The sequence below is a fragment of the Sulfurimonas sp. genome (genome assembly GCF_023229105.1).
Lineage (GTDB): Bacteria > Campylobacterota > Campylobacteria > Campylobacterales > Sulfurimonadaceae > Sulfurimonas.
Map to the genome: position 1 here is coordinate 1 of NZ_JALNZY010000064.1, position 11,392 is coordinate 11,392.

Here is an 11,392-nt window from a genome sequence, read left to right on the forward strand (position 1 = left end):
GGTATTGCCATTTTCATCTTTTGCTAGTTCTTCGTAAAGAGCATCAAAGCTTCCTACATCTGACCAGCCGATATCTGAGGGGATAACTTTTACTTTGGATGACCTCTCCATGACTGCATAGTCGATGGAGTTTTCTGGGATCTTTAACATGTCCTCTTTTTTGATTTTAATCATATTTATGTGCGAGGCTGAAGTCTCGCTTCCTTGGGGTTGTGGGTTTGCATTTTTAAAGGCTTGTAGTGATGAGTTGTAGATTTCTGGGGAGTGTTTTTGAAGCTCTTGTAAAAAAATTCCCGCCTTAAAGCAGAACATTCCGCTGTTCCAGTAGTAGTTTCCCGCTCTTAGATACTCCTCTGCCTTTTGTAAATCTGGCTTTTCATGAAAAGCTTTTACATCTTCTCCGTCTGCTTCTATGTAGCCAAAGCCTGTTTGGGCAAAAGTAGGTTTTATACCAAAGGTAACAAGATAATCTTTCTCTGCCGCCTCTTTTGCACGCGCTAGTACAGCTTGATACTCTTTTTCATTTTTGATTAGATGGTCTGAGGGAGTAACTAAGACAATCTCCTCTTTATCTAATGCCATGCAAGCAAGCGCAATCGCTGGAGCGGTGTTTCTTGCTTCTGGTTCAAGAAGATAGTTTATAGAGTGCTTCTCTTGTAGAGTAGTTTCTTGTGTTTGATCTTGCGCTAAGAGATATTGCTCTGTACTAGAGACTATAAAACTTTTTTGGCAAGAGAGGCGGTTTCTTTGAAGTGTTAACTGAAATAGTGATTTGTCATTAAAGAGCTTTACAAACTGTTTTGGCATAAGAGTTCTGCTTATGGGCCAGAGTCTTGTACCGCTGCCACCACATAAAATAATATTTGTCATCTTTATTCCTCTTTTTATAGAGGGATTTTAGCACTTAGATGCTTATTTGTCTATAAACTTAAACCTACTTACTTTGCTCCTACTTTTAGTAGGACCACTTTTGTTGTTTTAAGGAAGATAACAAAATCCATCCACAGAGACCAATTTTGTATATACCAAACATCTAAATCGACTCTCTTTTTAAAAGTCAGCTTGTTTCTTCCACTTACCTGCCACAAACCCGTAAGTCCCGGTTTAACTCTAAGTATGATATCTTTGTTATCTTCGCCTATGTCTTGAAGCTCTTGGGGCAAGTAAGGTCTTGGACCGATAAGGTTCATGTCGCCTTTTAGTATGTTGTAAAATTGAGGCAGTTCATCTAGTGATGTTTTTCTTAAGAAGCCGCCCACTTTTGTGATGCGGGGATCATTTTTATACTTGTGAAACTTCTTATAATACTCGACCTCATCGGGGTTTTTTAAAAGATACTCCTCTAGCATATGTTGAGAGTCTTGATGCATTGTGCGATATTTATAACACTCAAAGAGGTTAGAGTTTTTCCCTAATCTTTGCTGCTTAAAAAAAACTGCTCCCTGCGAATCCCTTTTGATAAGCATAAAGATAAAGAGATGCAGCAACAGCGCAAAGGGCAGAAGCAGGAGTATGATGATTTTTTCAAAAAAAGCTTTTATAAATATATTTTTAGCACTTAAGAGTCTGTTTTGGATATAAATGGCTGAAAATCTAATGTTTGAAAAGTCGATTATCGTCGCATGTGAAAAATCAAAGTAGTCCAGATAGGGAATGATAAAGATATCTTTAGTGGTGTGAGAGAACTCTTTAATCTTCTCTTGAAGCTCCTTTAGCTCAAATCCGCGTGAGGAGATGATGAGGAGATCATAGTTTTCATCATCTTCTTTGTAGCCAAAATACCAGTTTTTCTCTATCTCCTCGGCTATGGTTTTGTAGTTTTGCTTATCTGCGACTATCTTTACTCTAAGCCTAAACGCATCAAGTCTGAAAAATAGTTTCTTAGAGACTCTTTTGAAAAAAAGTGTTGTAAAGATTGATAGTATGAAAAATTTTAATAAAAAATCTACCGAGTAGGTATCAAAAACTTTTGCAAGGGAGATAATAGTAAAAACCGCAAAAAAGGAGAAGAAAAACCCCTTAAGCACTCTTAGAGCATCGCTCCAAAAATCATACCGAAGCGTGTATATTTTCTGCACCCCAAATGCCAAAAGTATAAAAGCAAAAATCCAAAAATAGGGGGCTATATCCAGCGGTGCTGCTTCTGTTTGCCTAAGAAGCAAAAAAGAGATATACAGCGCAAAAAAATCAGCCCCAATAAGCAAGAGGGTAAGCAGATAAGAAAAGGGGTTAAATTTCGGAATATTCATGAGGCTGATTATACTTCAAAACTCTTTATAAACTCTTGTATCTCCTCTTGAAATCTTTTTGTGTTATATATCTGAGCATCTCTTGAAATAGATGCTAAGTCAAAGGATTGCTCCTCAAATCTGCAAACAGCTTCTATAATCTCTTCTTTAGTCTGCTCATGAAAATGGATACCATTTTTACCCTCCATAACCGTCTCTGCCGTACCGCCTTTGCTAAGGGCTATAACGGGAGTTCCGCATGACATGGCTTCAATGGGAACTATGCCAAAGTCTTCAACTGCCGCATATACAAAAGCTTTTGCTCTTTGCATGTAGTTTGTTAGCATATCTATTTTTTGATAACCTAGCACCGAAATATTTGTTTTTGCTATCTCTTTTATGGTTTTTAACTCCTCGCCACTTCCAATGACAATGAGTTTTTTATCTGGCATCTCATTAAATGCTTCTACGATTAGTTTTGTTTTTTTATAAGGAACGAGTCTTGATGCAGTTAGATAAAAATCCTCTTTATTTGGCTCGTATGTAAAATTTTGCGTATCGACGGGCGGATAGATAACTGTTGAATCTCTGTTATATGTTCTTTTGATTCTCTCTTGCACAAAGATAGAGTCTGCTATAAAATAATCAACTCTGTCAAGTGTTTTTATATCCCACTTTCTGATATATCCGAGCGTGATTTGGACAAAGAGTTTTTTAGGCTGAGGCAAGGAAGCCGTATATTCATCATACAAATCCCATGCGTAGCGAATCGGTGTATAGCAGTAGGATATATGAAGTTGGTTTGCGTGCTTTTTTACCCCTTTTGCAACCGCCCAGGAGCTGCTGATAATCAAATCATACTCACTTAAATCAAAACTCTCTATTGCCAGAGGAAAAAGAAAAAAGTAGCTTCTAAAATGTTTTTTTGCAAAAGGGAGTTTTTGGATAAACGATGTTTTTGCAAATCTACCGCCGATAACCGCCTCCCTGTCGCTTTGGCTTAAAAAATCAACAAGTGAGAATATGTCTGCATCTCTATAGATATCAAGTAGTGCTTTTAGAACCTTCTCCGCTCCCGCATCTGTTACAAGCCAGTCATGAACTATCGCTACTCTCAACTACAACACCTTTTTAATTCTAGGCATCAAGCATCTCTCGCAGCGTTTGTTTAAACTCTTTTTGTTTTACTTCGCCGATTGCTTTAAAGAGTTTTTCAGAGGAACCTGTAAGAGTTTTAATCTCGCCCTCTCTTACAAAATCCGGGTTAATTTTAACCTCTATCTTGTAGCCTGAGAGCTCATTCATCATATCTATAACGTCTAAGAGTTTTATGCCTCTGTTTGAAGCAATGTTAAGAACTTCAGAGGTAAGAGAGGATTCTATGAGTCTTTTGTAGATTTCACAGACATAGCCGACGTCGTTAAACTCTCTGCTTACATCTATGTTGCCCAGTTCTATAGTTTGCTTTTTTTGCTTAAAATGTTTTATGATTTTTGGAATTAAAAAGTGCTCTTGCTGATTTATGCCCGTGTAGTTAAAGGGTCGTGTTATGATGATGTTTAATCTAGCAAAATAGTTTGCTGCCAGAGACTCCATAGCGTATTTGCTCGCACCGTAATGGTTTGTGGGTTTAGGGCAGAGTGTCTCGTCAAGAACTTCTAAACCTTGATTTCCATAAAGGGTCGCGCTGCTTGCTAGGAGTATCTTTGTAGGGTTAAGGTTGAGTTCTACAAGAGCATCTAGTATATTTAGCGTACCTATGGTGTTTACTCTGTAGAAGTCTTCACTATTGCCATGGGCTGCAAAGGAGATGCCGCTTAGGTGTATAAGGTAGTCTGGCTTACATGACGCAAGAGCGTTTAAGATATCCTCTTTTTTTGTGATATCGCATCTATATTTTTTATCTCCGCTCTCAAATAGAGAGGTTCCATAAACTTCATAGCCAGACATTTCAAGATATGAAGATAGGTGAGAGCCACTAAAGCTGTCTATGCCTGTTATAAGAACTTTTTTCATGCCTTAAAAACTACAGCCAATCTCATTTCGTCTTAAATCCTCTTTTACCATCATGGCACAAAGCTCTTCAAGCGTGCATTTTGGCTCCCAGCCTAGCTCATCTTTTGCTTTTTGCGGGTTGCCGATTAGAAGATCTACTTCAGCAGGTCTGTAAAACTTTGGATTTACTCTAAGAACTGTTTTACCGCTAGCTTTGTCTGTAGCTATTTCGTTTTCATTATTGCCGCTAAATTCAAGTTCAATTCCCGCTGCTTTAAATGCCATAGTTACAAAATCCCTTACCATTTCGGTTCTGTTTGTAGCTAAAACATAGGTGTCGGGCTTTGGAGCTTGAAGCATCAGGTACATCCCTAAAACATAATCTTTAGCAAATCCCCAATCCCTTTTAGCATCCAGATTTCCAAGCTCTAAACACTCTAGTTTACCGAGCTTAATCTTTGCTACGCTGTCTGTTATCTTTCTTGTTACAAACTCTTTTCCTCTTAGAGGCGATTCATGGTTAAAGAGTATGCCGCTACATGCGAACATGCCATAAGACTCTCTGTAGTTTACCACCATCCAGTGTGCATAGAGTTTTGCAACCCCATAAGGGCTTCTAGGATAAAACGGCGTACTCTCTTTTTGAGGAATCTCCTGCACCAAACCAAACATCTCTGAGGTACTTGCTTGATAGAACTTTATCTTTGAATCTACTATGCGAATAGCTTCAAGTAGATGCACGCATCCTAGTCCCGTGATATGAGCAGTTGCAAGTGGCTGTTCAAATGAGACGCCCACAAAACTTTGCGCTGCAAGGTTATAAATCTCATCTGGCTTTATCTCTGCTACCATTCTAACGCTGTTTGCTTGATCAGTTAAGTCATACTCAACCAGATGAAGGTTTGGATTATTTTGAATACCTAGCTCCTCTATACGCCAAAAGTTGACCGAGGAGGTTCTTCTGTAGGTTGCGTAAACTTCATACCCTTTATCTAAAAGCAGTTCCGCCAAATATGCACCATCTTGTCCTGTAACACCCGTTACTATCGCTTTTTTCATCTTTAAACTCACTCTACTAATTTATCTAAAAGATTTAACTCTTTAAAATTGTTTGTTACCATCAGCAACCCTATATATGAATCTACTAAAGAGTATAAATTTTCTACGTATTTGTATTTTACCTCGTTTAGCTTATTTTTCGCATCGTTTAAATCAATGATGCTCTTTAGACCATACTCATAACCTTGATTTATAGCTTCAAGATAAAGCTCTGCTGATGCTAGTGCATCTTTGTACATCGTTACGGATTCAGAGGAGGCGTCAAAGATGGCAAGATATTCATCGTAAGAAACCTGAACCTCTTTTTTGGCATGTTGTAAATCCTCGTTTGCAGCTTTTTTCATAAGTTTAGAGGAATCAACTTTTGATGAAACATAACCGCCGCCGTAAATAGGTATATTTAGACTAAACATCGCATACTTTACCGAGTTGTAAGGTGCATCTACGGTCGGCGTATCTGTGTCGTATTTATTGTAGGCTGCATCAAAAGTTAGCTTTGGCAGGTGTCCGCTTTTTGCATTTTGCACCTCCGCTTCACTTACTTCAACCGCGGCCTCTGCCTGCTTTACCTGCAAACTTTTTTGCAAATCTTGATCGCCGATAACCTGTTCTTTCATCTGCTTTATAGTTCCTAAGAGAATCTTATCCGACTCTATCTTAGGCAGCACATACTCAACATCCCCGATATAGTGCTTAAACTTAAGGTCATATACTTTTAAAAGCTTCTTCTCCTTGTCAAGCTCTATTACGGCAGAGTTATACTCAACACGCATCTGAAGCAGATCCATCTTATTAGAGAGATCCATAGCAAACTTTTTACTCAACTCCTCGAGTTTAGACCTGTTGTACTCAAGATAGGACTCTAAAAGCTTTATCTTGTTGTGCGACTTTAAGATATCAAGATAGGTTTTAAAAAGCTCCTGAGCTAGAGCCTCTTTCTCATACTCAACCTTTACATCCGAGTATTTGCTTCGTGACTCTTGCATATCTATCCTTGAGAAAACTTCCGGATTATAGATGGATTGCCTTGCCGTAAGCGAGTAGGTTATAAGACCTTGCCTTGTTATGTTTTTTGAAGGATTAGACTCATACTCTGTTTTTTTGTACGATGCCGATAGGTTGATTTGCGGATAGAGTTGCGACTCTTCTTGATTTATCTTCTCTTTTTCAGCTTCTGCAACATATACTGATGAGCGAAGATGGTTTGCATTTTCAAGAGCAAGTCCATAGGCTCTTGAAAAGTTTAAAACATCAGCACTTAGAGTGCCGCACAAAAGAGTGCTAAGATAAAACGAGAGGATATATTTACTACTCTTCATTAAACCCCCTAGTAATCATATCTGTAAACGGTTTTACAAAATAACTAAGCACTGTTCTGTCTGAAGTCTTTATCATAACCTCTGCGGGCATACCTGAAACAAGCTCAAATCCATAATCTACAAGCTGTACTTCCCCGCTCTTTGTTACCTCTATCTTTGCTTCATAGTATGGCACGCCACTCTTTTCATCGATAAAGCTATCGGCTGAAACATGGACAACTCTTCCCTCTACGACTTGCGTATTTCTCGTGTTAAAGGCTGAAAATCTTATATCTGCCATAAGTCCGACTTTGACTTTGTCAACATCAGATATTTGCACTTGCGCCACAACAATGAGTTTTGAACTCTGTGGAATAATCTTTAGAATATCTCTACCCGGAGATACAACACCGCCAACTGTATGCAGATTTAAGCCCACAACCGTACCATCAATAGGTGCGACAATGTTTGTTCGTAGGAGAGTATCCTCAACAGAAGCTATTTTTGATTTGAGATCAAAAAGCATTGATTTTGCTTGCACAAGTTCGCCTAGCGTCTGTTTGGTAAACTCTTTTTCCCTAAGAAGCTGTTGATTTCTTGTCTCATTGATAGCCTCTGCGAGTTTTGCAATCTCTGATGCCGTTTGAGAGATATCTCCCTCAATGCTGTTTTGCTCTCTGCTTAACTCTCTGATTTTAAGTTTGTCAACTAGCTTTTGTCTATAAAGATCTTCCCACTCCAAAATCTCATCCTTGATGGACTCTAGTCGAGATTTTTTTGCCTGCATCAAGGATTTTAAACCATCTATCTGGTTTTCAAGTTGCACTACTCTGTTTTGTGAAATAATTTTCTCATCTGCAATGCTCTTTTTTGTTGCATAAAAGATGTTATTTTGCTCTTTTTTAATACTCTCATTTTGTAGCTCATCAGGATAAACAATGTTATCTTTGGAGTCTCTTTGTGCTACAAGTCTGGCATAGAGTGCATAAGCATCATCATGCTGTGTTTTGTAGATGTCTAGTTGACTCTTTATATGAACATCTCTTAATTTTAAAAGCAAATCACCCTTTTTTACTTCATCGCCATCTTTTACTAAGATGCTCTCAATCACGCCGCCTTCTAAATGTTGCAGAGTTTTTTTATCTAAATCAGCCGAAATTTTACCGACCGCTACCGAGGATTCTGCAAGTGGGGCAAACGCTGCCCATACACCAAATACTCCAAATAGTAAAAAAACAACACTCAAACCAAAGCCAATAACTTTAGAAGCGTCTGTAGATGGCATCTTTATCTCTCTTTTTTCGCTCATAGTTTTCCTTCATTGTCAGGCTTGCTGAGTGATATTTTAGGTGCACTTTGTGTTGACTGAGGCTGTGGTGCTGGAGCATTTTGTGCCTGAGCTTGCTGTGCATTTTTGGCTAATTGCGCCAACACCTCATTTGTATTTCCATATAACTCTAAGACACCTTGCTTTATAACTGCTATCTTGTTTGTTACTTGAAGAATACTTGGTCTATGCGTGATGATTACCACAGTTGAGCCTATCTGCTTTAAGTAGTTGATTGCATTTACAAGTCCAGCTTCTCCAACATCATCAAGGTTTGAGTTAGGTTCATCCAAAACAACCAAAATAGGGTCATTATATATAGCTCTTGCAAGTCCTACTCTTTGTCTCTGCCCGCCTGAGAGCGTTGCTCCACCTGCACCGATTTTAGTATCGTAACCATCAGGAAGTCTGAGTATCATCTCATGAACACCCGCTCTTTGTGCAGCATCTACAACTTTTTGCGAATCAAGCTCGCCAAATCTTGCTATATTTTGAGAGATAGTTCCCTCAAAAAGCTCAATATCTTGAGGTAAATAACCTATGTATTTCCCTAAATCATGTTTATCCCACTGATAGATATCAGCTTTATCAAGCCTTGCTTTACCCGCTGCAAGTGGCCAAAGTCCCAAAATAACTCTCGCAAGTGATGATTTACCAGCGGCACTCGGCCCGATAATACCCACTATGTCGCCTTTTTGTATCAGCATTGATATGCCTCTTAGTGAGGGTTGTGTCGCACCCGGAGGAACAACAACTGCACCTTCGAGTAGAACTTCTCCCTTTGGAGCAGGAAGCTGCATGTACTCTTTATCTTTTGGAAACTCCTCAAGAAGTCCCTCTAACTTTTGAAAAGAAGTTCTTGCACTGCTAAAACCTTTCCAGCTACCGATAATAAGGTCCAGCGGTGCCAAAGCTCTACCCATTATGATAGATCCCGCAATCATCATTCCCGGAGTCAGCTCCGCCTTAATAGCCAAATAAGCACCTATTCCAAGGATAAGGGATTGAAAAAGAATACGCAAACTCTTTGAAATATTTGAGAAGATACCCGCACTATTGCTTGCATCATTTTGTGCATTTAAAAAACCAAAATATCTCTCTTCCCAAATTTTGCGGATACTATCTTTCATACCCATAGCGTGAACTATCTCTGCATTTCTTAGATTTGCATCAACAAAGGCACTTGAGGAGCGGTTAAGTGCATTTGCTTCGCCTAACTTCTGTTTTGTCGAATACTCATTTATAATCGTTAGAGCAACCAAAACAATCGCCGCAAATATAGCAAAATAGCCAAATATTGGATGAAACATAAATAAAACGGCTATATAAATAACAATCCAAGGCGCATCAAAAAATGCAAAAAGCCCATTTCCCGTCATAAACTGTCTTACTTGTGTAAGGTCGTTTAGAGGCATAGAGGAGGCTTTGCCCGGATATTTTTGTGCAAGCTCAAAGACGGAGTCAAAAACTCTTTGACTTAGCAGACTATCAAGCTTGTTTCCAACTTTTACAAGTACGCGAGATCTCACAACCTCTAAAAGCGCCATCGTTAAAAAGAGGAAAACGACTATCAGCGTTAACATGATAAGAGTATCCTCACTTCTACTTGCCAAAACTCTATCATATAGTTGCAACATATAAAGAGGCGGAACAAGCATCAGAATGTTTATGAACAGACTAAAAAAACCTACTGCTATAAATGATTTTTTCGATTTTAGTATAGCCTCTTTTAGTTCGGATAATTTTTTATTTTTTGCCCTTGATGGTCTATTTGCCATTGGATTCCTTTTTTACATATCTAATGTTACACACTAAAGAGAATGCGTCCTCTTTAGTGCAAAATTATTGCTACCTAACTTTGTCTTTTTTGCGCTATTTCAAAAAGAGTTTGAATGTTATCTAATGATTTTAGATGTGCCTCTATCATAGCCATAATCCCTTTTCTTACCCAATCAGCTAAGATATCATCACTTAGAGCATTGAGCTTTTCTCTGTTTACTACTTTAAACCCGTTTACTAAAACTTTTTTCTCTTCGCCTTCGCCAACAGATATCTCTCTATTTTCAAGGATACCGCTTTTTGCGATAAGTTTTGCGACATTTAGAGTAACGCTCATTTGGTTGTCATATGAGGTTAAGAAGTTGATTGCGTGATCTAGAGTTTCTGATTTTTCACTATTTTTTTTAAAAAGTTGCTTACCCTTTGATTTTGAAAAAAGAGAGGAGTCCTCATCTATAAGGATAACTTTTTGGTCAGGATTTTCTTTTGTGCTTGCCAAAGAAAACGGGTATTTTCTTAAGTACGAGGGAACATAAGAGGTTATCCACTTTCCAGCTTCATTAATTGCCAAACTCTCAGTGCCTAAAGAGACGATCGCCGTAAGTTCTGGAACTTCTCCTGCCGTAAAGACAACTGGAAATGCGCTACCTACTTGTGCGACTTCATTTGCTAAAAGAGGGATATGTGCTGCTGATTTTGCAAAGAAAAGGTCCTCTAGCGGATTAATCTTAAGCTCTTTGTGTTTTTCTTTGTCGAGTATTACTAAATTTTTATACATTTTTTTTCCTTTTTTAATTTGTTCTTTTTTAGGGCGACCTCTAGCTTTTAAAGTTAGAGAAAATCCTACGATTTTTTCAAGATTTTTTACAAAATCCTCACTGCCAGTTACACTCTGTTTTTCCAAACATGTTGTTATAAAGTCATCTTTGTCATAATTTATCGCAGAGTTAAAAAGCTCGCCATATCTTTGCACTCTTTGTTCATCAGTAAATCCAAGCTTTTTATATAAACTGTGGTAAGAGAGTATCTCATCTTTTTTACCGTAAAGATTTTTATGAACACTGCTAAATAGATGCTCTTTTGGTGCAAGTTTTTCTATGTAGAGCATCACATCAAATAGATACTTCTCATCTTCAACGAGAGAAGATTTATATCTGCCTTCAAAAATAGTTCCTGTGCGGTTATACTTTTTATTAAAATAACCGACATATTTTCTACCCAAACTTTGCATAAACTTTGACAAAGCATCTTCATTTGAGGGAGTAGCTAAAAACTCAAAAAAGTGCGGCATCAAGACATAAGCATGAAGAGCCAAATCACTGTTTGCGCTTGACTCTCTTAAGATATCCGCAAATGCTCTGTAATCTGACTCATCTTTAAAAATAGTAAGCTTATCTAAACCCCTTAGTATCACATGCTGCGGAGAATCTTTAACAAAAATCCTAACTTTTCGTGCCAAATCAGTTCCTTAACTTACTCTCGAGGTGAATTGTATATAAATAAAACTTAAGGACTTATTAAATAACTCCGACACCATTTAAGCATATTTTAATTGGTGTCATAGTCATTTTAAATAGTTTATCCGTCACTTGGTACTTGACATGGAATCTAGCTTTTGGATCCTGAATCAAGTTCAGGATGACGACTTGTTTGTTCAGGCTGGCAGCTTGTTTGTTCAGGATGACGACTTGTTTGTTCAGGATGAC

General features: G+C 38.1%; 10 protein-coding genes. All 10 read right to left on the minus strand.

Annotated elements, in window-relative coordinates; all coding sequences use genetic code 11:
• The coding region (locus tag M0Q17_RS08650; RefSeq protein ID WP_295085977.1) for a mannose-1-phosphate guanylyltransferase at positions 1 to 870 on the minus strand (870 nt) is incomplete at its 3' end.
• A gap of 68 nt (positions 871 to 938) precedes the next feature.
• Positions 939 to 2,249: a sugar transferase gene (locus M0Q17_RS08655; protein ID WP_295085979.1), complete on the minus strand. Its 1,311-nt coding sequence runs from the start codon at positions 2,247 to 2,249 to the stop codon at positions 939 to 941.
• 8 nt (positions 2,250 to 2,257) lie between these two features.
• Positions 2,258 to 3,346, minus strand: a complete 1,089-nt coding sequence (locus M0Q17_RS08660; RefSeq protein WP_295085981.1) for a glycosyltransferase — start codon at positions 3,344 to 3,346, stop codon at positions 2,258 to 2,260.
• Between the two features lie 19 nt (positions 3,347 to 3,365).
• Positions 3,366 to 4,244: a GDP-mannose 4,6-dehydratase gene (locus M0Q17_RS08665; RefSeq protein WP_295085983.1), complete on the minus strand. Its 879-nt coding sequence runs from the start codon at positions 4,242 to 4,244 to the stop codon at positions 3,366 to 3,368.
• A 3-nt stretch (positions 4,245 to 4,247) separates the two neighbouring features.
• Entirely contained in the window at positions 4,248 to 5,282 is a 1,035-nt protein-coding gene (gene gmd / locus M0Q17_RS08670; protein ID WP_295085984.1) for a GDP-mannose 4,6-dehydratase, read from the minus strand.
• Between the two features lie 8 nt (positions 5,283 to 5,290).
• Positions 5,291 to 6,601: a TolC family protein gene (locus M0Q17_RS08675; RefSeq protein WP_295085985.1), complete on the minus strand. Its 1,311-nt coding sequence runs from the start codon at positions 6,599 to 6,601 to the stop codon at positions 5,291 to 5,293.
• Entirely contained in the window at positions 6,591 to 7,889 is a 1,299-nt protein-coding gene (locus tag M0Q17_RS08680) for an HlyD family type I secretion periplasmic adaptor subunit (RefSeq protein WP_295085987.1), read from the minus strand. Before M0Q17_RS08680 ends, M0Q17_RS08675 begins: the two co-directional genes overlap by 11 nt.
• Complete coding sequence (locus tag M0Q17_RS08685; protein WP_295085989.1) at positions 7,886 to 9,685, minus strand: type I secretion system permease/ATPase; 1,800 nt, start codon at positions 9,683 to 9,685, stop codon at positions 7,886 to 7,888. Before M0Q17_RS08685 ends, M0Q17_RS08680 begins: the two co-directional genes overlap by 4 nt.
• A 74-nt stretch (positions 9,686 to 9,759) precedes the next feature.
• Positions 9,760 to 11,145, minus strand: coding sequence for a SapC family protein (locus tag M0Q17_RS08690; RefSeq protein WP_295085991.1), 1,386 nt, complete (start codon positions 11,143 to 11,145; stop codon positions 9,760 to 9,762).
• Positions 11,146 to 11,203: 58 nt separating this feature from the next.
• On the minus strand, positions 11,204 to 11,392 hold a 189-nt coding region (locus M0Q17_RS08695), incomplete at its 5' end, for a hypothetical protein (RefSeq protein WP_295085993.1).

Bases quoted from the DNA above. Each gene is read 5' to 3' on its own strand.
- M0Q17_RS08655 (WP_295085979.1), bottom strand. From the start codon at position 2,249: ATGAATATTCCGAAATTTAACCCCTTTTCTTATCTGCTTACCCTCTTG.
- M0Q17_RS08665 (WP_295085983.1), bottom strand. From the start codon at position 4,244: ATGAAAAAAGTTCTTATAACAGGCATAGACAGCTTTAGTGGCTCTCAC.
- gmd (WP_295085984.1), bottom strand. From the start codon at position 5,282: ATGAAAAAAGCGATAGTAACGGGTGTTACAGGACAAGATGGTGCATAT.
- M0Q17_RS08675 (WP_295085985.1), bottom strand. From the start codon at position 6,601: ATGAAGAGTAGTAAATATATCCTCTCGTTTTATCTTAGCACTCTTTTG.
- M0Q17_RS08680 (WP_295085987.1), bottom strand. From the start codon at position 7,889: ATGAGCGAAAAAAGAGAGATAAAGATGCCATCTACAGACGCTTCTAAA.
- M0Q17_RS08685 (WP_295085989.1), bottom strand. From the start codon at position 9,685: ATGGCAAATAGACCATCAAGGGCAAAAAATAAAAAATTATCCGAACTA.